Genomic DNA, 21,298 nt, shown 5'->3' on the forward strand with positions numbered 1-21,298 from the left:
CTGGTATCTGCAACCGATTATAACGGATACTTAACCTCAAGCGTGAAGTCAGTACATATTTATTACATGCGGCGATTACTCGTCTTTCTGACCCGGCTGCTGGCGGCCAAAAATGACTTCCATGCGTGCGCCGCCCAGCAGGCTGTCACCTGCAATAATTTGCCCGTCGTACTGTTCGGTGATTTCACGCGCTACCGCCAGTCCGACACCTTGTCCTGGTCGTAGCGTATCGACTCGTTGTCCACGGTCAAACACTACTTCTCGTTTGCTGTGCGGAATGCCGGGACCATCATCTTCAACCAGAATATGCAGTTGATCCTCTGATAGTCGCGCTGAAATCTCGACGAACTCCAGACAATATTTACAGGCGTTGTCCAGCACGTTTCCCATCACTTCGACAAAATCGTTCTGCTCGCCTACAAAGCTGATTTCAGGTGAGATGTCGAGATTAATGTTAACGCCTTTACGCTGATACACCTTATTCAGCGCCGAGGTAAGTTTATCCAGCAACGGCGCGACAGGATGCAGTTCCCGGCTGAGCAGGGCGCTACTGCCACGCATGCTGGCGCGATGCAGGTAATAGCCAATCTGCTGGGAAATACGGCTGATTTGCTCGAGCATGATCGGTTCCGCGTCGCTTACGTTCATTTTTTCGTTACGCATCGAGCGGAGCGTGCTTTGCAATACGGCCAGCGGGGTCTTCAGGCTATGGGTAAGATCGGTTAACGTGGTGCGGTATTTGTCGTAGCGCTCACGTTCGCTTTTCAACAGCCGGTTGAGGTTGCGGACCAGACTGGTCAGTTCACGCGTGGTCGCGGGATTCAGCATTTCACGATGATGTTCTTCAAGCTCACGAACTTCACGCGCCAGCGATTCAATAGGTCGCAGGCTCCACCAGGCGGCCACCCATAACAGTGGAATGACCAACAACAGGTTGGCGACCAGCACATAAATGAACCAGCTCCAGACCATATACGAGCGCTTTAACTCAATAGGAATGGTATCGACAACCACAATGGTCAGTTGGGGCATTCTGGCGGTGGCAGGATAGACATTCACCGCAACCGAGTGGGTCATTTCAGCGTCGTCGTCATCTTCTCTGACTTCTTTTAACTGCTGCTGTGCGGAGTGATCTGCGCCCAGCAACGTGCTGGTGGCGTCGACATTGGCTTCAATTTCATGAAAACCGTTCGTCTTAAGCCAGTCAGGTTGAATACTCTGGGTCAGCCAGGGGACGTTGCGCTGTGCCCACAGCAATTTGCCGTTTTCATCATAAATCAGCGACATTGTGGGGCTTTGCATATCGAGATTCTCGGGTAACTCGACATTAATTTTACCGTTATCCCATTTCGCCAGGGTATAGAACAGATTGCTTTCGCCGCGCAACAGGCGAAACGTTGTCTTATCAAAGCTGACGCTATAACCCACCAGGGCAACGATGCCGTAGGCCAGTGAGAGCACCAATACCACGCCAGCGGTTGCCAGTAAAAAACGTAGCCGAAGTGATAACGGGAAAAAATGACGCAATAGTTTATTCATTAGCGCAATTCAAAAAGATATCCCTGGCCACGCACGGTGGTGATGACGTCGTCAGGATACTGCGCCTGTATTTTTTTGCGCAAACGTCCCATCAGAACATCAATAGTATGACTTTCACGCAGCTCGGCATCCGGATAAAGCTGCAGCATGAGCGAATCTTTACTGACCACTTTGCCGTTATTACGGATGAGTGTTTCCATAATGGTGTATTCGAACGCCGTGAGCTTGATCACCTCATCATTGACGGATAACTCACGGCGAGAGAGGTCCACCTGAAAAGGTGGAAGGGAGATAATCTGCGATGCCAGACCGCTGTTGCGACGCATCAACGCCTGCATGCGCGCAGCCACTTCTTCAATGTGAAACGGTTTGGTGACGTAATCGTCGGCGCCGGCGCTGAGCACTTCCACTTTGTCCTGCCAGCCTTCACGGGCGGTTAATACCAGAATGGGGAGCGAAACGTCATTGCTGCGCCAGCGGCGGATCAGCGACAAGCCATCTTCATCAGGGAGCCCTAAATCAACGATCGCGATATCCGGCAGATGTTCATTCAGATAGTAGTCCGCTTCCTTAGCGTCCTCTGCATCATCCACCTGATGCCCTAAATCCTGTAACTGAACCTTGAGGTGGTGGCGTAATAAAGCATTATCCTCGACAACCAGTACGCGCATCATCATTACTCCCTATACGAACGGTATGAATAGTTTAACGCTGATTATGTGGCTGTGGGGATAAACATTTAATAAACCGGGGGAAGGGAGGCTATCACTGGCGAAAAAAGCCGGAAGGCGCTGACGCTTATCCGGCTTGCATACGACATAAACTGGTGGCCGGAACAGGCGCAATTGCTCTCCGGCGCAATACAGATTACTTCAGTTCATCAACCATAGTGACGGCGCGACCAATGTAATTGGCTGGCGTCATTGCTTTCAGGCGAGTTTTTTCGTCTTCCGGCAGGGCCAGACCGTCGATAAACTGCTTCATACCTTCAGCGTCAACGCGTTTGCCGCGGGTCAGTTCTTTCAGCTTCTCGTAAGGCTTTTCAATACCATAGCGACGCATCACGGTCTGGATCGGCTCGGCCAGAACTTCCCAGTTATGGTCCAGTTCATCCAGCAGATGATCGCGGTTCACTTCCAGTTTGCTCACGCCCTTCAGTGTGGATTGATACGCGATCAGCGCATAGCCAATACCGACGCCCAGGTTGCGCAGAACGGTTGAGTCCGTCAGGTCTCGCTGCCAGCGGGAAACCGGCAGTTTGCTCGCCAGATGTTGCAGTACCGCGTTAGACAGACCCAGGTTGCCTTCGGAGTTTTCGAAATCGATTGGGTTAACCTTGTGCGGCATGGTGGAGGAACCGATTTCGCCAGCGATAGTTTTCTGTTTGAAATGGTTCAGCGCCACGTAACCCCAGACATCGCGGTCAAAGTCGATCAGGATAGTGTTGAAACGTGCGATGCAATCAAACAGCTCGGCAATGTAGTCGTGCGGTTCAATCTGCGTGGTGTACGGGTTCCACTGGATGCCCAGCGACGTAACAAACTCTTCGCTGAACTGATGCCAGTCTACTTCCGGGTAAGCGGCGATGTGGGCGTTATAGTTACCCACGGCACCGTTGATTTTACCGAGAATTTCGACCTGGTTAAGCTGGCGGTACTGGCGTTCCATACGGTAAGCCACGTTAGCCATTTCTTTGCCCAGCGTAGACGGGGTGGCAGGTTGACCGTGGGTACGGGAGAGCAGAGGGATATCGCGATACTGTACGGACAGATCTTTCACTGCGTCGATAAGCTTACGCCAGTATGGCAGGACTACTTCGTCGCGAGCGGTTTTCAACATCAGCGCGTGAGACAGGTTGTTGATGTCTTCTGACGTACACGCGAAGTGGATAAACTCGGAAACGGCATGCAGTTCCGGGATATCAGCCACTTTTTCTTTCAGGAAATACTCAACTGCCTTCACATCATGGTTAGTCGTACGCTCAATGGTTTTGATACGCGCGGCATCTTCTTCATTGAAGTTAGCGACGATCGCATCAAGGAAACCGATTGCGTCGGCAGCAAAAGCAGGAACTTCCTTGATCGCTGCGTGCGCGGCCAGTTTTTGCAGCCAGCGTACTTCAACCTGTACACGGAATTTCAGCAAACCGTATTCACTGAAAATCCCGCGCAGCGCGCTGACTTTATCGCCGTAGCGTCCATCGACAGGGGAAACGGCGGTCAGTGAGGATAATTCCATAGATCACAACTCCGGGGTTAAATGAGCAAGAATTTGTTTTGCCTGAGTCGTCAGGCGATTACGAGAAAACATGAGTTGCAGACGGCCTCCACCAACCTGATGCCAGAGCACTGCTGCACGAATGCCAGCCAATAGCGAAGCGCGTACTTTGGCCTGAACTTGTGGGCTCTGGAGGATAGCAGGGGAACCCGTGACCTGAATACGCGGGCCGAGTGGGCTGATGACGTCAACATAAATGCCAGCCATCGCGCTCAGCAACGTTTCTGACTGCAAATCAAAATGGTCCAACTGGCGCTGTAAGCCGTTGATACGGTCTCCCAGCGTGTCCATAGCGCCTTTGGCCGCTGACAGCTTACGCTCCAGTACCATCAGGCTTAACGTGTAGCGGGTGAGTTCCGCGTTCAGCCCCTGACGACTGCTGGCGTTGAGCACGCCGAGCAACGTTTCAAGGCCAAGTCGCAGGTTCGCCTCACTCCCGCCAAAGACTCCAAGCGTCGAGCTGGGGTTCATGTCGATGATACTGTTAAGTGAAACGTGTAACGCATCGGCATCACAATGCCCCTGGTGCGCCAGTTCTTGCACCAGGCGTGCCGACTGGCATATACCTGCCAGGGCGAGGGTGATGTCATAATAATTCTTTGCCACGTTCACTGCTTCCTTGTATCAAATGTGTAAATAATTAGACCGGCAAAGGCAGGCGTTGTTCGATAATTCCGCCGCCGAGGCAGATTTCGCCATTGTAAAAGACAGCCGACTGACCCGGCGTTACCGCCGCAACCGGTTCGTCGAAAATGACTTCAATACGTTCAGCATCCAGCGCTTTAACGGTGCACGGAATGTCGGTCTGACGGTAGCGGGTTTTCACCGTGCAGCGCATTGTGCCGGTGAACGGTTCGCGATCGACCCAATGCAGCTGTTGTGCCACCAGGCCAACGGACATCAGGCGTGGGTGTTCGTGACCCTGAGCGACAACCAGAATGTTGTTCTCAACGTCTTTATCCACCACATACCATGGATCTTCCGTCCCTTCTTTCGTACCGCCAATGCCCAGACCTTTACGTTGGCCCAGAGTGTGGTACATCAGTCCCTGGTGCTGGCCAATCTCTTCGCCGTCAACGGTGATGATTTTGCCAGGCTGAGCGGGCAGGTAGCGACCAAGAAATTCGCGGAACTTACGTTCGCCGATGAAGCAGATACCCGTGGAATCTTTTTTCTTGGCGGTAATCAGACCGAGATCTTCGGCAATTTTACGCACCTGTGGTTTTTCCAGTTCGCCGACCGGGAACAGACTTTGCGCGATTTGCTCATGGCCGAGCGTATAGAGGAAATAGCTCTGGTCTTTATTGCCATCAAGCCCTCGCAGCAGGCGGCTTTTGCCGTCGACATCAGCGCGGCGCACGTAGTGACCGGTGGCGATGTAATCGGCACCTAAATCTTCAGCGGCAAATTCGAGGAAGGCTTTAAATTTTATCTCTTTATTGCACAGAATATCCGGGTTCGGCGTACGACCCGCTTTGTACTCTTCAAGAAACAGCTCAAAGACGTTGTCCCAGTATTCTGCAGCAAAGTTAACGGTATGCAGTTCAATGCCAAGTTTGTCACAGACAGCCTGTGCATCCGCAAGGTCGGCAGCCGCTGTGCAATATTCCTCGCCATCGTCCTCTTCCCAGTTCTTCATGAACAGGCCTTCTACCTGATAGCCCTGTTGTTGCAACAGCCAGGCAGAAACGGAGGAATCGACACCGCCGGACATGCCGACGATCACTTTTTTTGGGCTTTCAGACATAGGAATACTCACGACATTGAACTTCAAGGCGGCATATTCTAGCACGCAGCCCTTTACTTGACACCCTCTGTAAACGGCCAGTTAAATTCACCGATCATTGCCAGCGGATAGCGCTGCCCGCTCTGATAACAGAGAATGCTCTCGGCAACCAGCGGCGAGCGCAGGTTTGGCGCTGAGAGAATCTCTTCTGCGCTGACCCAGCGACAGCAATCAATATCACTGTCATGGGGTTCAGTAGCGCACATATTGGCAAGTTCGATAGAAAACAGAAAACGTAAAAAAGGCGTTCTGTCAGGCGCAATCCATTGGTGCATCCGAATGAAGTGCTGCGGCTGTGCGTTGATGCCTGTCTCTTCCCATAGCTCACGGGCGGCGGCCTGTACCAGGGTTTCGTCTGCTTCCAGGTGCCCGGCAGGTTGATTCCACAAGGCTTTGCCGTTTATGGTTTCCTCAACGACTAAAAATTTATCTTCTGCATGCACAATGCAGGCGACCGTAACGTGTGGTTTGAACATACCGATTCCTTATACAGTTGCATCCCGCCATTCGCCGTTAGCGAGATTATCCAGCGTGTAATTACCCATGGCATAGCGGATGAGGCGTAGCGTAGGAAACCCAACATATGCTGTCATACGCCGTACCTGACGGTTGCGGCCTTCATATAAGGTGACTTTTAACCAACTGGTGGGAATATTCTTCCGTTCACGAATGGGCGGGGTTCTCGGCCACAGCCAGGCGGGTTCTTTTACCACTTCAATGCCTGCAGGCAGCGTGGGACCATCGTTAAGCGTTACGCCAGTGCGCAGGGCTTCCAGCGCTTCGGGCGTAGGTTCTCCCTCAACCTGAACATAATAAATTTTCCCCGTGCGCTTGCCGGGCTGCGTTAACCGCGCCTGTAATGCGCCATCATTGGTCAGCACTAAAAGCCCTTCACTGTCCCGATCCAAACGACCCGCAGCATACACGCCTGGCACAGGAATAAAATCTTTTAACGTTTTGCGTCCCGCTTCGTCAGTAAATTGTGGCAAAACATCGTAGGGTTTATTGAACAAAACCACGCGTTTTGGCTGGTTTTCTTTACGCTGCTTAGTGACTTGTCGTGAGCTGAATCGCTTAACTTGGTGATTTCTAAAAGAAGTTTTTTGCATGGTATTTTCAGATTATGTCAATTGCCGCATTATAGCCTAAGAACGAGTGTCTTTCATGGCGACGAACAATAGGGTAGTATTGACACGCTCATTACAAATCATTAACAAAAAATTGCTCTAACGCAGTCGTGCAGCAGGACGCCAATGCACATGCAGCGCGATGACAGACGAGCAAACCAGAAGCGCTCGAAGGAGAGGTGAATGGAAAGCAAAGTAGTTGTTCCGGCGGAAGGTAAGAAGATCACCCTGCAAAACGGCAAACTCAACGTTCCTGAAAATCCGATTATCCCGTTCATTGAAGGCGACGGTATCGGCGTTGATGTAACCCCACCGATGATCAAAGTTGTCGATGCTGCTGTCGAGAAAGCCTATAAAGGCGAGCGTAAAATCTCCTGGATGGAAATCTACACCGGCGAGAAATCCACTCAGGTTTATGGCCAGGACGTCTGGCTGCCTGCTGAAACTCTTGATCTGATTCGTGAATATCGTGTTGCCATCAAAGGTCCACTGACCACGCCAGTTGGCGGCGGTATTCGCTCTCTGAACGTTGCTCTGCGTCAGGAACTTGACCTGTATGTCTGCCTGCGCCCGGTGCGTTATTACCAGGGTACGCCAAGCCCGGTTAAACACCCTGAACTGACCGACATGGTTATCTTCCGTGAAAACTCCGAAGATATCTATGCGGGTATCGAGTGGAAAGCAGACTCCGCAGATGCTGAGAAAGTGATTAAATTCCTGCGTGAAGAAATGGGCGTGAAGAAAATTCGCTTCCCGGAACATTGTGGTATTGGTATCAAACCGTGTTCTGAAGAAGGGACCAAGCGTTTGGTTCGTGCGGCGATCGAATATGCCATCGCGAACGATCGTGATTCTGTTACCCTGGTACATAAAGGTAACATCATGAAGTTCACTGAAGGCGCGTTCAAAGACTGGGGTTACCAGTTAGCGCGTGAAGAATTCGGTGGTGAATTGATCGATGGCGGCCCGTGGGTGAAAATCAAGAACCCGAAATCCGGCAAAGAAATCGTGGTTAAGGACGTTATCGCCGATGCGTTCCTGCAACAGATCCTGCTGCGTCCTGCTGAGTACGATGTGATTGCTTGTATGAACCTGAACGGCGACTACATCTCTGATGCGTTGGCAGCACAGGTGGGGGGTATTGGTATCGCGCCAGGCGCGAACATCGGTGACGAATGTGCGCTGTTCGAAGCGACCCATGGTACTGCACCGAAGTACGCAGGCCAGGATAAAGTGAACCCTGGCTCTATCATTCTGTCTGCAGAAATGATGCTGCGCCACATGGGTTGGGTCGAAGCTGCTGACCTGATCGTTAAAGGTATGGAAGGCGCGATTAACGCGAAAACCGTAACCTATGACTTCGAACGTCTGATGGATGGCGCTAAGCTGCTGAAATGTTCAGAGTTTGGTGACGCGATCATCGAAAACATGTAATCCAGATTCTGGGTTGTATGAGAACGGGAGCCGAGAGGTTCCCGTTTTTTTGTGCCTGCAACATTGTTTCCCCAAAATTCTTCCCCAAAAACCAGGCGTGCTCACCCCGTTTTTACTTCGACAACTGTCCAATCCTTACCCCTGTCGTCGTGATATTTGTCTGTCATTTTTCTTGATTTATGTTCCAATAATTTGTGGATATCAATCCCTTGTGCTTTATATCTTCTTTCTGAAAGTGATTGTTGCTCGTGGTTCGTAGTATATTGAAAGTATTATTGGTTATTAGGTGCTCTGTATGTCCTATTCCATCGGTGAATTTGCGAGGCTTTGTGGAATAACCGCCACAACGCTGCGCGCCTGGCAACGTCGTTATGGACTTCTCAAACCACAACGTACGGATGGTGGGCACCGGTTGTATAGCGATGACGATATCCAACAGGCGCTTAAAATTCTCGATTGGGTGAAAAAAGGCGTACCGATAAGCCAGGTTAAACCGTTGCTGTCCCGTCCTGGTGCCCGGCGAACGAATAACTGGCTCGCTCTGCAAGAGAGTATGCTGCAGCGCTTGAACGAAGGGAAAATAGACTCTCTGCGCCAGCTTATTTATGATGCCGGTCGCGAATATCCCCGCCCTGAACTGGTGAGCGAGGTGCTGCGCCCTCTGCGAAGCCAGGTATCAGCTAACGTGCCGGCTATCATGACGCTGCGTGAAATCCTTGATGGTATTATTATTTCTTACACCTCGTTTTGCCTGGAAGGGGATAAGCGTGCGCCGGGCGATAACTACCTGATTACAGGCTGGCATCTTACCGACCCCTGCGAGATCTGGCTTGAAGCGCTTGGTCGCACTGGACAGGGACATCGTATTGATGTGCTTCCTGTACCGCCCGCGATGCTTGCGCCTGAAATTTTCCCCGAACGCAAATGGCTGTTGGTGACGTCCGGCAAACTCACCGTAGCGCGCAAAAAACAGATAGACCTCTGGCAACAGCAGGTCAACTCCCTCGAAGTGATCCCGCTTTAATTCTCTGTTATTACCTTTCTTGTGTGTTGATTGGCCACTACCTTAGTGGCTTACGAATAAATTTCCTCAAAAATATTAAATTTTAATTTATTGAATTAAATGAATTTATAATTATTTTTTAGTATAAACTTGGACAAATTAAAGTGTTTGTGTAAGTTTTAATTATACCGCCTACGTAATGTGGTTCACACAAGGGTAAGAGCTATGCGCGCACCGCCATCCGTTATCGACAGGTTTGTGGATTACTACGCCAATTTGGATCGCCAGCCCGTCCCCGCGCTTGCCGGTTTGTACGACGTGCACGCGGTACTTGTCGATCCCTTCGGGGAACATAATGGGCTGTTTGCCATTCAGCGCTATTTCTCGCATCTCCTGGCGAATGTGAATGCCTGCCGTTTTGCCATTGACCCTCCACTGTGTGAGACCGGGCGGTTTGCTGTGACGTGGACAATGTACTGGTCGCATCCGCGTATTGCTGGCGGAAAAATACGATCTTTGCCGGGATGTTCAATGGTCGAGACACATGGCGAGAAGATTTTTCGCCAGCGTGATTATTACGATGCCGGTGAGATGCTCTATGAGCATCTGCCGCTGTTGGGTTGGGCCGTTCGCCACGTTAAAAGGAGGGTGCGCGCATGATGACTGTCCTCATTACTGGCGCAAGTTCAGGGATTGGCGCCGGGCTTGCAAAATCATGGGCCGATGACGGCTGTCACGTGATTGCCTGTGGCCGCAATCCCGAAAGGCTGGAACAACTGCGCCAATCCCACGCCAACATCACAGTACGCCTGTTCGATATGACAGACAGGGACGCCTGTCGCCAGGCGTTGGCGGACTGCAAACCCGAACTGGTTATTCTTTGTGCCGGAACTTGCGAATATCTCGACCACGGCTGGATAGATGCAGGGAAGGTTGAACGGGTGATGGCGGCGAATTATCAGGGCCCCATCAACTGCCTGGCAGCGCTTCAGCCGCAGTTAACTTCCGGTAACCGTGTGGTGCTGGTCAGTTCGATGGCGCACTGGCTGCCGTTCCCACGGGCGGAAGCCTATGGTGCGTCTAAAGCCGCGCTAACCTGGTTTGCCAATAGTTTGCGTCTGGACTGGGAGCCAAAAGGTATTGCCGTGACCGTCGTTTCGCCAGGATTTGTTGATACCCCGCTTACCCGTAAAAACGATTTTCCTATGCCCGGGCAGGTGAGTGTAAAGCAGGCGGTGAAGGCTATTCGTCGTGGCCTGGCGAAAGGAAAAAATAGTATTGCCTTCCCGACAGGTTTTGGCGTGTTGCTGCGTCTGTTGGCCGTGCTGCCTGAGAGTCTCCAGCGCACGTTGCTGCGCAGGATGGTGCGTTCATGAAAATTGCTATCATTGGCAGTGGTATTGCCGGATTAACCTGCGCCTGGCGTCTGGCCGGACATCATCAGGTGACGCTTTTTGAAGCGGCGTCGACCCCTGGCGGCCATACTGCGACGGTAGATATAGCGACTCCACAGGGGAATTTCGCGATTGATAGCGGCTTTATCGTCTACAACGACCGAACTTATCCGCGTTTTATGGGCTTGCTGAGTGAACTCGGTATCCAGGGGCAAAAAACGCAGATGAGTTTTTCGGTGCATAATACGCAAAGCGGTATGGAGTACAGCGGTCATACTCTGACTTCCTTGTTCGCCCAACGTCAGAACCTGCTCAAACCCGCATTTTGGGGAATGATGAAAGAGATTGTCCGTTTTAATCGTCTGGCTAAACGGGCATTGAATGATGTCGATGCCAACGCCACGCTACAGACCTTCCTCGACCAGCACCATTTCAGCGCGTTCTTTGCGCGTCATTATATTCTGCCGATGGGCGCAGCCATCTGGTCATCTTCGCTACAGGAAATGCGCCGTTTTCCGTTGCCGTTGTTCTTACGCTTCTTTGAACACCACGGCCTGCTGGATATCTGGCATCGTCCGCAGTGGTACGTGGTCCCAGGCGGATCGCGCGAGTACATTCGCGTTATGCTGGCGAAGCTGGGTGAGCGTCTGGCATTGCACCTCAATGCGCCTGTTCAGCAGGTCATTCGTCACGACAGCGGCGTCAAAATCCAGTTGGCAGGATCAGTACAGACGTTTGATCAGGTGATCTTCGCTTGTCATTCTTCGCAAGCTCTGGTCGTGCTTGGTGATGCCACCACCGCAGAACTCGACGTGCTGGGCGCAATTAGCTGGCAGCGTAACGAGGTCGTTTTGCACAGCGATCGCCGCTGGTTACCGGTACGCGAACGCGCGTGGGCAAGCTGGAATTACCGCCTGAGTGGGCAAGATCGCGCCAGCGCCTGTGTCACCTATAACATGAATATTCTCCAGGGATTACCCGAAGGAAGCCCGCTATTCTGCGTGACCCTCAACCCGGACACCCCTATTGACGAGCGATTCGTCTTGCGACGCTTTGTCTACGAGCACCCATTGTTTAATCCCGACAGCTGGCGCGCGCAGGCGCGCCGCACTGAGATCAACGGCCTGCGTCGGACCTGGTTCTGCGGGGCTTATTGGTACAACGGCTTTCATGAGGATGGCGTGCGCAGCGCGCTCGATGTAGTACACGGCATTGCCGCAGGAGAGGGGGGCTAAGATGAACAGCTGCCTGTACCACGGTGTTTTGCGCCATCGCCGCCTCCAGCCAGCAACACACCAGTTTAGTTATCAGGTGTTTATGGCGTGGCTCGATTTAGATGAACTCGCACAGCTTTCGGGCGTAGGCGTGAAACGTAATCGCTTCGCCGCGACAGCTTTTCATGATGCGGATTACCCTCTGGGGACACCGTTAAGAGAGAGCGTGTTGAATAAGCTTGCCTGCCTGACGGGCGAACATCCCGGGGGGCGTGTAATGCTTCTGACACAGCTGCGCTATTTCGGTTTTCATTTTAACCCGGTCAATTTTTACTACTGCTATGACCGTTCACAGCGTCTGCGCTGGGTACTGGCGGAAGTCCGCAATACGCCATGGAATGAGCGACATTACTACGCTGTAGACGCACAGGAAAAGCGTCCGTTGGAAAAAGCGTTCCATGTATCGCCGTTTAACCCGATGGATATGGTCTATCACTGGCGATTTAACCCGCCGGGTAAAACGCTGCATATGCATATCGAAAACCACCAGGCAGAGAAGATTTTTGATGCCAGCCTGATGCTCAAACGCGAGCCGTTGACGCAGGCGAGTTTACGCGCGTTGCTGCTACGACTGCCGTTAATGACGCTGAAAACGGTGTTCGCGATTTACTGGCAGGCGCTACGACTGTGGCTTAAGCGAGTTCCTCTCTACAACCATCCCGTCAGCAGGAGTGAACGATCATGACCGATCCCGTCTTTGCGCTTGAACCTGATGTTCCGCGCAACCTGCGTGTGGCGCGTTGGCTTATTTTCCGCATGCTGAGCGGCCTTCGCCAGGGTTCTGTCACGATGCGGGAAGGGGAGCAGACCTTACATTTTGGTGATGTTTCAGCTGAATTACGCGCTGAAGTACATATTCTCTCGCCCACGGTGTACTGGCGGGTGCTGAAAGGCGGAAGTCTTGCGGCGGCTGAGGCCTGGATGGACGGAGAGTGGGAAACGCAACAGCTCACGCCGTTACTGCAAATATTTGCGCTTAACAGCACCCTACTGGGACGCCTGGAAAGCGGTTTTCGCCTGCTTGGCCGACCCGCCGAGCGTTTGCGTCACTGGAAGCGTCGCAACCATCGGCAACAAGCAAAAGAAAACATTGCCGCGCATTACGATCTCGGTAATGCATTTTATGCGTACTTTCTTGATGAGGATTTACTCTATTCCAGCGCCTTATTCACCTGCCCCGAGCAGTCTTTAGCGCAGGCTCAGCAGGCCAAAATGGCGCGGCTTTGCGAGCAACTGGCACTGACCGCGAATGACCACCTGCTGGAGATTGGTACTGGTTGGGGGGGCGATGGCGGAATACGCCGCACGCCATTACGGTTGCCGTGTAACCACCACGACCCTGTCTCAGGAACAGTTTGCCTGGGCGAAAGCGCGGATTGCCCGCGCAGGTTTACAGGAGAGAGTCAACGTCCTGCTGTGCGACTACCGCGACCTGACCGGGGAATTCGACAAACTGGTGTCGGTCGAAATGATCGAAGCGGTTGGTCAGCGTTATCTGCCGACGTTTTTCCGTACCTGCCAGGCGCGACTGCGTCGTGGGGGAAAACTGGCGATTCAGGCCATTACCATTCAGGATCAGCGCTATCGCGAATACAGCAAAGGCGTTGATTTTATTCAGCGCTATATCTTTCCAGGGGGCTTTTTACCCAGTATCACCGCGATGAGCGGCCTGATGACAAAGCATACTGACTTTGTGGTTCGTAATCTGTTCGATATGGGGCCCGACTACGCCCGGACGCTTGCGCACTGGCGACAAGGATTTGTTCACGCCTGGCATGACATTGAAAAACTGGGATTTGATGAGCGTTTTCGCCGTATGTGGCTGTACTACTTCGGCTACTGCGAAGCCGGTTTTAACGCCCGCACGATCAGCGTGGTGCAACTGACGGCGGAACGTCCATGAACCGCCATTTACAGGTCTTTATCCTGGCTGTCGGGTTCGATCTGTACTGGCTCATGGTGGTGTTATTTCGTGAGCGCGGCCTGGCGTTATGGCTTGGGCTGGCTATTCTGGCCTGCTTCTTGCTGCCGTCTGCGCAACGTCTGTACGCGTTAATGATGGCAGCGGTGGGTAGTGGTCTGGATGCGCTGTGGGCGTTGACGGGGTTGATTAATTTTCACGGCGAAGCATTGTTGCCGTTATGGATGGTTGCGCTTTGGCTCATGTTCGCTGTCCTGTGGACGCACCTTACCTGCTCGACTACCTTGCCGGGATGGCTGCTGGCCATAATGGCCACCGGTGGTGGGCCGATCGCCTATGTGATAGGAGAGCGTTTGGGGGCCATTACTTTTCTGGAACCAACATTTATTGTTGTTGGCTTAATGGCGGCGGGCTGGCTGGTGTTGATGCTGTTTTTTCATATTTTCATGGGGAAACACTAATGAAACCTGCCCTATTGATACTGCTGGGCGTCATGGCGACGGCGCCTTTTGCCGGTGCCGCTGACTGGTTAAGCTGGCGGAAAGTCGGCGATGCGACGCTCTCCTGGGGACCATTCACGATCTATACCTCACAACTGCGCACGCCGGATGGGCGCTATCGCGGGCTGAAAGAGGATCAAGCACTGATTATCACCTATCAGCGCAATATTGAACGGCAAGAACTGGTTAATGCCACCCGCGATCAGTGGCGAGCGCAGGGTATTCTCGGGCGGGAAGCGCAGAGTGAGTCCTGGCTTCGCATGTTGAGTGAGATATGGCCAGACGTCGCGCCAGGTACGCAACTGGCTTTTGTATTGCAAGATAAGCAGGGGAAGTTTTGGTATCGCGCTTCAGCGGCTCAAAGGCACTTTATCCCGCTTGGCCCACCGCAGTCGGCGGCGTTCAGCGAAAACTTTCTCTCTGTCTGGCTGGGTTCCCGCACGCAATATCCTGAGCTGCGTCAGCAGCTTACTGGAGGTGAAAAATGAAACGTTTATTGGCCCTGAGCCTGCCCTTGCTGATGCAGGTGGCTGGTTGTAGCGCTGAAATTGCCGACTATCGGCAACAGCAGCCGACGCTGGATATCTTTCAGTATTTTCAGGGAGAAACGCAAGCATGGGGGATGATTCAGGACCGCAGCGGTAAACAGCTTCGTCGCTTCCATGTCGATATTAACGGCGATGTGGTGGGAGACACATTGACCCTCAACGAACGCTTTGTGTACGACGATGGAGAGAAACAGCAGCGGGTATGGCATATCCGTAAAGTTAGCGCCGATCGTTACGAAGGTACTGCCGGTGACATTGAAGGCGTGGCGAAGGGGCAAGCAGCGGGCAACGCGTTCAACTGGCATTACAGCATGAATGTGAAAGCCAGCGGCAGAACCTGGTTGCTGAATTTTGACGACTGGATGTACATGCAGGATGCTAACCATCTGTTTAATAAAACGGAGATGAAGAAATTTGGCCTCACCGTCGGTACGGTGACGCTTTTCTTCTCCCGTAAAACGCGATAGTGAGGAAGAGGTCATGAAAATGCAACCCATCGTTGGGATCAGCGGCTGTTTAACGGGATCTGCCGTCCGCTTTGACGGCGGGCATAAACGGGCAGAATTTGCGATGGAGAAACTAGCCCAGTGGGTGACTTTCCAGCCTGTTTGCCCGGAGATGGCGATAGGTTTGCCTGTCCCTCGGCCAGCGCTGCGCCTGGTGCAAACGACTGTCGGGGATATTCGCATGCGTTTTAGTCACGCACCTCACGAAGACGTGACCGACGAAATGGCTGACTTCTGCCAGCGGTATCTGGCAGGGCTGGACACACTGTCCGGTTTTATCGTCTGTGCAAAATCCCCCAGTTGTGGCATGGAACGTGTGCGCTTATATGACGATAAAGGCAATCGCGGGCGTAAAGACGGGGTGGGACTGTTTACCGCCGCGCTGATGGAGAAATATCCGTGGCTACCGGTAGAAGAAGACGGGCGGCTGCACGATCCGGTCCTACGCGAAAACTTCGTCGAAAGGGTTTTCGCCCTACATGAGCTCAATATGCTGCGCAAAAATGGCCTGACGCGGCGGGCTCTACTGGATTTTCATAGCCGTTATAAATTGCAATTGCTGGCTCACCATCAGGCCGGATATAGGCAAATTGGCCCATTTGTCGCATCACTGCATGAATGGGAGGATCTGGAGGCTTTCTTTGCGGTTTACCGGGATAATTTAATGACAATTCTGAAGAAACCCGCCTCACGTAAAAACCACACAAACGTGCTTATGCACATTCAGGGGCACTTCCATAATCAATTAACAATGCGTCAGCGCGGCGAGTTGCGCGAGGTGATCCTTCATTACCGCGCAGGACTACTGCCCATCCTGGCCCCGGTGACGTTGCTGAAACATTATCTGGCGGAATACCCGGACGATTATCTGCTGACGCAGAATTACTTTGATCCCTACCCGCAAGAATTAGCATTGCGACTGACTGTTAATTGATCATGACTGATAAACAGAACCGAGCAGAGTGATAATTTATGTAGTGTTCGAAACCTTTAATTACCGCTCTTCGCTCATAGTAGACGTCAGCTTTACCTTTATCGGTATTGTGTATGTCTACAATTTAATCTTATTTCCCGATAAGTGTTACTTTTAACCTTCGTGAAAAAGAACTAAAATCATTCTTGCCATACAGTTTAAACAAATTAAACCATCGATTCTTACCGAGATGATTTAGTTTGATTAATTGAGGTTTATAATGGTAGCACATTATAAAAATACCCTGGTCATCATCAACAATATTGTTTCTAAGCGTTTTTATTTGGCACTGGAAAACCAATTCATAAAATTCCTTCCATTTGTTTTTTGTTGCAACAATTGCACCGCCAATAATATAAGAACGATTATTAATCATGTGGTCGAAAACCTGATGAAGCGTTTTGACAGTCAACCCTTTTTTTACCGTAAATAAGTTGACTTTGTTTACATCAAATGGATAATTCCATTGGGATAAACCATTTATGACTTCTGCATTACGACAGTAACCAAAGTCAACCCATGCAACCATATTATTATTAACAAGGTTTAACGCTATTGCCTTATTTACGAAGTATGATTTTAGATTGCAAACGAATACGTAGTTTGAGGACCAGTATTCTGGGTTTATTAGTTGGCGAGTTTCAAGTTTATTTCTAAATTCATCATCTTTCTGAATCTGTGAAATTTTATTTTTAATATGTTGGAATTTATTATTGATATCTAAGGAGATTACAACAGTTCGCTTACCATTTCTAATTTTTTCTATTTTTGGTTTAAGATCACTAGATGTAAATATGACCATCTCATTATCTAATTCAGACAGATTTTTAAAATACTCAATGTAAGTATCAGATGTTCTCTCTAAATGAGGAGAGAAACCTTTATCACTCGTCCAATTTCCTCGTCCTATATCGAAAAACGCTGTAACGATGGTAATAGATGTATTCATTTATATGCAGCCCATTTTCTTTATTTATCAAAAAACTACCAAAGTATTAGTAATAAATTTACATAGTTTTTTATATTTCGATATTCTATCAGTATTAACATGGGGCGGAAAGCATAATGTGATATTTGAAATGATAAACAACAGGCTGTACCTATGGCTCCTGGGAATTATAAGTTGTAATTGTTTATTATTTTATGTGATATAATACACCATGATACTATTTCTTCTTGGTTTATTTTGCGGTATCTGGAGTAATTAAGCTACAGAAGCAAAGATACCCGGACTGGACAAATGATATGTGCTCAGTGATGAGTGTTGCTGCGACTGCGTCGTATGCCAGAACATAACGGCGGGTAGCCGACAATCTTTCAAGGATTTAAGTCGCAGCAAATTAGAGTAATTAATCTGAGACCAGCCACATATCGGCTTCTTCAAACATTTCCTGAACAGTGCGACTAATCTGTTCTTTCTCGTGCTTACTGGCATCAGTGTTTATTGCTGGTAGGGTCAGCATCGGTTTAACCCGGACATCAGCATCTGGAAAGATCTGGTGCACTCTCTTTCTCAATTCGCCCAAAATGATCTCTTTTGCACCGAGCAGCCCATCAAAATTCCTTTTGTCATAAATGAGTTCCACGAACATTGCCACTTGCCTTTATCTGTATGGATATACAGTGTTTATACTGTGTTTTTATCTGATATACAAGGGGGACCGTCAATATGAATTGACGTCCCCCGGGGATGATTATGTTATGAGGGGATAGAAAGAAAGATAAGCATTATAGTGAATAACAAATAAACTAATGCTTTCTACGTTTTTTAGTGCCTATGTTTCTAATCTCATCATTTCAGATGTTTATGTTCAGGCATCATTCTTAAAAGTGTATTGTCCTTCTGTATGGCGTGATGAAATAATGCCGCGCCAGCATGGGCTGCAATCAAGAAATAGCCTACATTTGCCAGAGTTTCATGAATAGCTTTCACGACGGCTTTTATTTCATCATTGCTATGAACGAAAGAGGGGATGTTTAAACCTAGAAAAAACCAACTCTTTCCACCGTAAGCCATCGTCAAGACACCTAATAACGGTAGCGCCAGAAAAGAGACATAGAGCATGATATGCATTAATTTGGCTGATATCCTCTGCCACTGGGGGGGCGTAGGTGTGATAGCTGGATCTTCATACTTATGTTTGAGAATTAAACGTATTATCATTAAACACCAGACAAATACCCCTGTATTATAGTGTGTTTCTTTCATCAACAGATAGGAGGCACTGCCTTTGGGAAACCAACCGCGAAATTCCATTGTGGCATAGGTTATCGCGATTAACACCAGAGTTAGCCAGTGCAAGTGAATCTGAAGTCTTGAGAATCTGCTCATTGTTTTTCCTCGAATGATGCGCCACCGCAACCGTATCGTATTGAGCTTAACAAATCCTTATATTCATTAAGAGATTAGGATTTTGTTATTTCTATTTCGGGTAAAACGATCGCATAGTTGATAGGGGATCATTGCGAGTTTGTCAGGATTCAATTTTTCGACGAAATTTTGTACGGGAAAACGTGTAGAGCATTGGCTGCAATGGGGTAAACGCCGAGGCTTTCAGTTCTGGCCTTGATTTCCTCAAATGGGAGGGAAGGAGATGGTTCCCGTCCTCCCCAGAGATTGATCCCTTCCGGGATGTCATCTCTGCCGTATTCCTCGGCGATCTCAATCGTTTTGCCATTATTCAATTCGATGACAACGCTTTTTCCATCAATGGGGATCAGATTTCCGTCATTGTCAGTAATAAAGATTTTCATTTGCTCTCCTCCTGATTATGCCTTCTCATCATAGCAAATTAAATGTGGGGCAATACTGCTATTGCTCTGAAAGTGCACAATGATTATTTACTATTAATCAATGCGTTATGATGAGATTTAGAAAAAGTGATTGGCTTCATGGCGATTTATGTTGCTGTCGACCATGCTCTGTAGAGACAAACATGATTCAGTCAACGTCCGTTTTAACGTGTTCATTTTTCGCCACAGGATATAAGAATGCGCAAAGCACTGTTACCGATACTTGCTGCGATATGTCTGTTCGTAATCGGTGTTTTTATTCTCAATATGCAGCTTTGGTATTCCTCATCAATGGAAGCTCTTGGTGGGGCACGATATGCCGCGAAAAATATGGACAACATACTTAATGAAGCTTTTCAGGCAACGGGTACCGCTAAGCGCATCGCTGAAAAAAAATGCGACCTGGAGAGCCAATACCAGCTCGGAACTGAAGCTGCGCTTCGGCCCCATTTACGAACGCTGATTATTATCCGGCAAGGGAAGGTTTGGTGTACCTCACTGCCAGGTAATCGGATCTTGTTGAAACAGATACCCGTGATACCTGATACGAATTTGCTGTTGGCCTCTGCACAAAATACCGTGAATGAGATACCCGTTTTACTTTATCAGACTCATTTTCAAACAAGTAGTATCATTATCACGATAAGTGGGGTGCATATCCGGGGCGCATTGAATGTCCCATTAAAAGGACTGACCTATTCATTGCGGGTAGGCGACAAAGTGCTTGGTTCATCGACGGAAGTGAAAGTCTTCAAGGCGAGTGCGCAGCAGTCTGGTCAAGTGAATTCTGCAAAGTATCCCTTCAGCATTATTTTCGAACAGCCTCCATTATTTAGCTTAAAAAGGCTCGTCACTAATGGTCTGGGAATTCTGATTTTCATCCTGCTGATCTCGGTCGCTGTGGCTTATGCCATCGATAAATATTTGAATAAGGATGATACCCCTGAAGAAACGTTGCGCAGAGCGATAGATAAAGGGGAGATAGTGCCTTTTTATCAACCAATCGTAAATGGTCGCGATGGAACGTTACGCGGTGTCGAGGTGCTGGCCAGATGGAAGCACCCAAGGGCTGGGTATATCTCTCCGGCCTCTTTTATTCCAGTTGCCGAAAAATCAGGTCTGATAGTGCCGCTGACTCAAAGCTTGATGAGGCAGGTCGCTGCTAATATGAACTCCATCGCCAGCAAATTGTCATCCGGCTTCCATGTCGGAATTAACTTCAGCGCATCCCATATCACTTCCCCTACGTTTGTGGAGGAGTGCCTGCGCTACAGAGACAGTTTCAGCCGTAATGATTTAAATTTGGTGATTGAGGTGACTGAACGAGAACCGTTGCATGTGGATGATGATCTTGTGCAGAGGCTCAATACGCTTCATGAAAATGGTTTTGTCATTGCGTTAGATGATTTTGGTACAGGCTATTCTGGACTTTCTTACTTGCATGATCTGCACATTGACTATATCAAAATCGATCAGAGTTTTGTGGGACGGGTAAATGACCTGCCTGATTCAACCCGAATTTTAGATTGTGTCCTCGACCTGGCACGTAAGCTGTCATTAAGCATTGTTGCTGAAGGTGTTGAAACGAAGGCGCAGCTTGATTATCTCAACAAAAACAACATTGTTTTCCTGCAAGGGTACTATTTTTATAAACCGGTCACTTTTACTGAGTTTATTCTTATTCTGCTTTCAAAACCCAAAGTGAAGGTTTTTGTCGAATAAAATGGAAGGTATCTTGTTGATAGAAGTGAGAATGGGGAGGAATTGGCCGTAGAAAACCTGTTTTTTCTTTATCGTGAGATGAATCTCAGACTGTGTTATTCAAAGAGCATATCCTTAGTTGTGTAGCGGTTATTTGCGTTCTCACATACAGCAAACGGATAACAGTATGACTGATATAACCTTTACTAAGGGACACACTTCAAGTCGCGAAGTGACGGTAGTACATAAGAAAAAGTTGGCTGCGCGCACTAGAGTTCAGTACTCAAACCGCGATCAATTAGCTATTGCTGCAGTTCTGTTTGTAGGCGGTATCGCCGGAGCTATTGTTTTGGCAACGTACTTACTGATACTGGAAGGGATATTTCTGTACTAATTGTTTAACTGTTCTTATGTTTTATTACGGTGTTTGTTGTGTTGCTAATGCCATTTCTCAGTAATGATCAATATTATTAACCATCAGTAAAGTTAAGCAGGTATTCCTGAAAACACCTGCTTAAAATA

At 49.4% G+C, this 21,298-nt stretch carries 23 protein-coding genes and 2 pseudogenes; 13 read left to right on the forward strand and 12 right to left on the reverse strand.

The features are described from left to right. Positions 1–75: 75 nt before the first annotated feature. From phoQ to rluE, 7 genes are all read right to left on the reverse strand, one after another. Positions 76–1,539: a two-component system sensor histidine kinase PhoQ gene (phoQ, locus tag FDW92_RS11445; protein ID WP_042309080.1), complete on the reverse strand. Its 1,464-nt coding sequence runs from the start codon at positions 1,537–1,539 to the stop codon at positions 76–78. Next, entirely contained in the window at positions 1,539–2,210 is a 672-nt protein-coding gene (phoP, locus tag FDW92_RS11450) for a two-component system response regulator PhoP (RefSeq protein ID WP_042309337.1), read from the reverse strand. Before phoP ends, phoQ begins: the two co-directional genes overlap by 1 nt. Positions 2,211–2,406: 196 nt before the next feature. Next, positions 2,407–3,777 carry an adenylosuccinate lyase gene (purB, locus tag FDW92_RS11455; RefSeq protein WP_016153410.1) on the reverse strand — a complete coding sequence of 457 codons (1,371 nt, stop codon included), beginning with the start codon at positions 3,775–3,777 and terminating at the stop codon, positions 2,407–2,409. A 3-nt stretch (positions 3,778–3,780) separates the two neighbouring features. Next, positions 3,781–4,422, reverse strand: coding sequence for a high frequency lysogenization protein HflD (gene hflD / locus FDW92_RS11460; RefSeq protein WP_042309320.1), 642 nt, complete (start codon positions 4,420–4,422; stop codon positions 3,781–3,783). Positions 4,423–4,456: 34 nt separating this feature from the next. Further along, positions 4,457–5,563 carry a tRNA 2-thiouridine(34) synthase MnmA gene (gene mnmA / locus FDW92_RS11465; protein WP_061381741.1) on the reverse strand — a complete coding sequence of 369 codons (1,107 nt, stop codon included), beginning with the start codon at positions 5,561–5,563 and terminating at the stop codon, positions 4,457–4,459. Between the two features lie 53 nt (positions 5,564–5,616). Continuing rightward, positions 5,617–6,078 carry an NUDIX hydrolase gene (locus FDW92_RS11470; RefSeq protein WP_042308976.1) on the reverse strand — a complete coding sequence of 154 codons (462 nt, stop codon included), beginning with the start codon at positions 6,076–6,078 and terminating at the stop codon, positions 5,617–5,619. 9 nt (positions 6,079–6,087) lie between these two features. Then, entirely contained in the window at positions 6,088–6,711 is a 624-nt protein-coding gene (gene rluE / locus FDW92_RS11475; RefSeq protein WP_042308975.1) for a 23S rRNA pseudouridine(2457) synthase RluE, read from the reverse strand. A gap of 201 nt (positions 6,712–6,912) precedes the next feature. Here rluE and icd point away from each other — a divergent pair, with 201 nt between their 5' ends. Beyond that, a complete protein-coding gene (gene icd, locus FDW92_RS11480) occupies positions 6,913–8,163 on the forward strand; it encodes an NADP-dependent isocitrate dehydrogenase (protein WP_042308974.1) in 1,251 nt (416 codons plus the stop codon). Positions 8,164–8,264: 101 nt separating this feature from the next. Here icd and FDW92_RS23240 read toward each other — a convergent pair. Continuing rightward, positions 8,265–8,420 (reverse strand): annotated as a pseudogene (locus FDW92_RS23240) (integrase); the annotation flags it as partial. 38 nt (positions 8,421–8,458) lie between these two features. Between FDW92_RS23240 and FDW92_RS11490 the strand changes: the two are divergent. The 10 genes and pseudogenes from FDW92_RS11490 (at position 8,459) to FDW92_RS11535 (ending at position 16,243) form a co-directional block, all read left to right on the forward strand. Then, entirely contained in the window at positions 8,459–9,187 is a 729-nt protein-coding gene (locus tag FDW92_RS11490) for a MerR family transcriptional regulator (protein WP_042308973.1), read from the forward strand. Positions 9,188–9,391: 204 nt separating this feature from the next. Beyond that, a complete protein-coding gene (locus FDW92_RS11495) occupies positions 9,392–9,826 on the forward strand; it encodes a nuclear transport factor 2 family protein (protein ID WP_042308972.1) in 435 nt (144 codons plus the stop codon). Beyond that, positions 9,823–10,542, forward strand: a complete 720-nt coding sequence (locus tag FDW92_RS11500; RefSeq protein WP_042308971.1) for an SDR family NAD(P)-dependent oxidoreductase — start codon at positions 9,823–9,825, stop codon at positions 10,540–10,542. Before FDW92_RS11495 ends, FDW92_RS11500 begins: the two co-directional genes overlap by 4 nt. After that, the gene (locus tag FDW92_RS11505; RefSeq protein WP_042308970.1) at positions 10,539–11,795 is read left to right on the forward strand and encodes an FAD-dependent oxidoreductase; all 1,257 of its coding nucleotides are present in this window, start codon (positions 10,539–10,541) and stop codon (positions 11,793–11,795) included. Before FDW92_RS11500 ends, FDW92_RS11505 begins: the two co-directional genes overlap by 4 nt. Before the next feature lies 1 nt (position 11,796). Then, positions 11,797–12,519 carry a DUF1365 domain-containing protein gene (locus FDW92_RS11510; protein ID WP_042308969.1) on the forward strand — a complete coding sequence of 241 codons (723 nt, stop codon included), beginning with the start codon at positions 11,797–11,799 and terminating at the stop codon, positions 12,517–12,519. Then, positions 12,516–13,737 (forward strand): annotated as a pseudogene (locus FDW92_RS11515) (cyclopropane-fatty-acyl-phospholipid synthase family protein). The gene FDW92_RS11510 and the pseudogene FDW92_RS11515 overlap by 4 nt, the downstream one beginning before the upstream one ends. Beyond that, positions 13,734–14,216, forward strand: a complete 483-nt coding sequence (locus tag FDW92_RS11520; protein WP_042308966.1) for a DUF2878 domain-containing protein — start codon at positions 13,734–13,736, stop codon at positions 14,214–14,216. The pseudogene FDW92_RS11515 and the gene FDW92_RS11520 overlap by 4 nt, the downstream one beginning before the upstream one ends. Beyond that, a complete protein-coding gene (locus FDW92_RS11525; protein WP_042308964.1) occupies positions 14,216–14,743 on the forward strand; it encodes a hypothetical protein in 528 nt (175 codons plus the stop codon). Before FDW92_RS11520 ends, FDW92_RS11525 begins: the two co-directional genes overlap by 1 nt. Continuing rightward, positions 14,740–15,270 (forward strand): DUF3833 domain-containing protein, encoded by a 531-nt coding sequence (locus FDW92_RS11530; RefSeq protein WP_042308962.1) that lies wholly within the window; start codon positions 14,740–14,742, stop codon positions 15,268–15,270. Before FDW92_RS11525 ends, FDW92_RS11530 begins: the two co-directional genes overlap by 4 nt. A gap of 13 nt (positions 15,271–15,283) precedes the next feature. Further along, positions 15,284–16,243: a DUF523 and DUF1722 domain-containing protein gene (locus FDW92_RS11535; protein WP_042308961.1), complete on the forward strand. Its 960-nt coding sequence runs from the start codon at positions 15,284–15,286 to the stop codon at positions 16,241–16,243. 130 nt (positions 16,244–16,373) lie between these two features. Here FDW92_RS11535 and yibB read toward each other — a convergent pair whose 3' ends face one another. From yibB to FDW92_RS11555, 4 genes are all read right to left on the reverse strand, one after another. Next, positions 16,374–17,231, reverse strand: a complete 858-nt coding sequence (gene yibB / locus FDW92_RS11540) for a protein YibB (RefSeq protein WP_042308958.1) — start codon at positions 17,229–17,231, stop codon at positions 16,374–16,376. Between the two features lie 400 nt (positions 17,232–17,631). Beyond that, positions 17,632–17,874: a DinI-like family protein gene (locus FDW92_RS11545; RefSeq protein ID WP_042308956.1), complete on the reverse strand. Its 243-nt coding sequence runs from the start codon at positions 17,872–17,874 to the stop codon at positions 17,632–17,634. A gap of 200 nt (positions 17,875–18,074) precedes the next feature. After that, a complete protein-coding gene (locus FDW92_RS11550) occupies positions 18,075–18,614 on the reverse strand; it encodes a cytochrome b (RefSeq protein WP_042308955.1) in 540 nt (179 codons plus the stop codon). Positions 18,615–18,763: 149 nt separating this feature from the next. Beyond that, on the reverse strand, positions 18,764–19,036 hold the full coding sequence (locus FDW92_RS11555) for a hypothetical protein (RefSeq protein ID WP_042308953.1): 273 nt from the start codon (positions 19,034–19,036) through the stop codon (positions 18,764–18,766). Positions 19,037–19,273: 237 nt separating this feature from the next. On the opposite strand from FDW92_RS11555, the gene FDW92_RS11560 reads away from it, so the two are divergent. Further along, positions 19,274–20,797, forward strand: a complete 1,524-nt coding sequence (locus tag FDW92_RS11560; RefSeq protein WP_042308951.1) for a cyclic diguanylate phosphodiesterase — start codon at positions 19,274–19,276, stop codon at positions 20,795–20,797. Between the two features lie 166 nt (positions 20,798–20,963). Then, the gene (locus FDW92_RS11565) at positions 20,964–21,170 is read left to right on the forward strand and encodes a hypothetical protein (protein ID WP_042308948.1); all 207 of its coding nucleotides are present in this window, start codon (positions 20,964–20,966) and stop codon (positions 21,168–21,170) included. Positions 21,171–21,298: the final 128 nt, after the last annotated feature.

Origin of the sequence: Citrobacter sp. wls706 (assembly GCF_005281305.1) — a bacterium.
In the GTDB taxonomy this organism is placed as follows: Bacteria; Pseudomonadota; Gammaproteobacteria; order Enterobacterales; family Enterobacteriaceae; genus Citrobacter; species Citrobacter werkmanii.

Excerpts from the sequence above, each read along its gene's own strand:
- FDW92_RS11525 (WP_042308964.1), top strand. The coding sequence starts at position 14,216 with ATGAAACCTGCCCTATTGATACTGCTGGGCGTCATGGCGACGGCGCCT.
- purB (WP_016153410.1), bottom strand. The coding sequence starts at position 3,777 with ATGGAATTATCCTCACTGACCGCCGTTTCCCCTGTCGATGGACGCTAC.
- FDW92_RS11560 (WP_042308951.1), top strand. The coding sequence starts at position 19,274 with ATGCGCAAAGCACTGTTACCGATACTTGCTGCGATATGTCTGTTCGTA.
- FDW92_RS11530 (WP_042308962.1), top strand. The coding sequence starts at position 14,740 with ATGAAACGTTTATTGGCCCTGAGCCTGCCCTTGCTGATGCAGGTGGCT.
- FDW92_RS11495 (WP_042308972.1), top strand. The coding sequence starts at position 9,392 with ATGCGCGCACCGCCATCCGTTATCGACAGGTTTGTGGATTACTACGCC.
- FDW92_RS11535 (WP_042308961.1), top strand. The coding sequence starts at position 15,284 with ATGAAAATGCAACCCATCGTTGGGATCAGCGGCTGTTTAACGGGATCT.
- phoP (WP_042309337.1), bottom strand. The coding sequence starts at position 2,210 with ATGCGCGTACTGGTTGTCGAGGATAATGCTTTATTACGCCACCACCTC.
- FDW92_RS11470 (WP_042308976.1), bottom strand. The coding sequence starts at position 6,078 with ATGTTCAAACCACACGTTACGGTCGCCTGCATTGTGCATGCAGAAGAT.
- rluE (WP_042308975.1), bottom strand. The coding sequence starts at position 6,711 with ATGCAAAAAACTTCTTTTAGAAATCACCAAGTTAAGCGATTCAGCTCA.
- FDW92_RS11545 (WP_042308956.1), bottom strand. The coding sequence starts at position 17,874 with ATGTTCGTGGAACTCATTTATGACAAAAGGAATTTTGATGGGCTGCTC.
- mnmA (WP_061381741.1), bottom strand. The coding sequence starts at position 5,563 with ATGTCTGAAAGCCCAAAAAAAGTGATCGTCGGCATGTCCGGCGGTGTC.
- FDW92_RS11500 (WP_042308971.1), top strand. The coding sequence starts at position 9,823 with ATGATGACTGTCCTCATTACTGGCGCAAGTTCAGGGATTGGCGCCGGG.
- FDW92_RS11555 (WP_042308953.1), bottom strand. The coding sequence starts at position 19,036 with ATGAAAATCTTTATTACTGACAATGACGGAAATCTGATCCCCATTGAT.
- FDW92_RS11505 (WP_042308970.1), top strand. The coding sequence starts at position 10,539 with ATGAAAATTGCTATCATTGGCAGTGGTATTGCCGGATTAACCTGCGCC.
- FDW92_RS11520 (WP_042308966.1), top strand. The coding sequence starts at position 13,734 with ATGAACCGCCATTTACAGGTCTTTATCCTGGCTGTCGGGTTCGATCTG.
- FDW92_RS11490 (WP_042308973.1), top strand. The coding sequence starts at position 8,459 with ATGTCCTATTCCATCGGTGAATTTGCGAGGCTTTGTGGAATAACCGCC.
- FDW92_RS11565 (WP_042308948.1), top strand. The coding sequence starts at position 20,964 with ATGACTGATATAACCTTTACTAAGGGACACACTTCAAGTCGCGAAGTG.
- FDW92_RS11550 (WP_042308955.1), bottom strand. The coding sequence starts at position 18,614 with ATGAGCAGATTCTCAAGACTTCAGATTCACTTGCACTGGCTAACTCTG.
- FDW92_RS11510 (WP_042308969.1), top strand. The coding sequence starts at position 11,797 with ATGAACAGCTGCCTGTACCACGGTGTTTTGCGCCATCGCCGCCTCCAG.
- yibB (WP_042308958.1), bottom strand. The coding sequence starts at position 17,231 with ATGAATACATCTATTACCATCGTTACAGCGTTTTTCGATATAGGACGA.
- phoQ (WP_042309080.1), bottom strand. The coding sequence starts at position 1,539 with ATGAATAAACTATTGCGTCATTTTTTCCCGTTATCACTTCGGCTACGT.
- icd (WP_042308974.1), top strand. The coding sequence starts at position 6,913 with ATGGAAAGCAAAGTAGTTGTTCCGGCGGAAGGTAAGAAGATCACCCTG.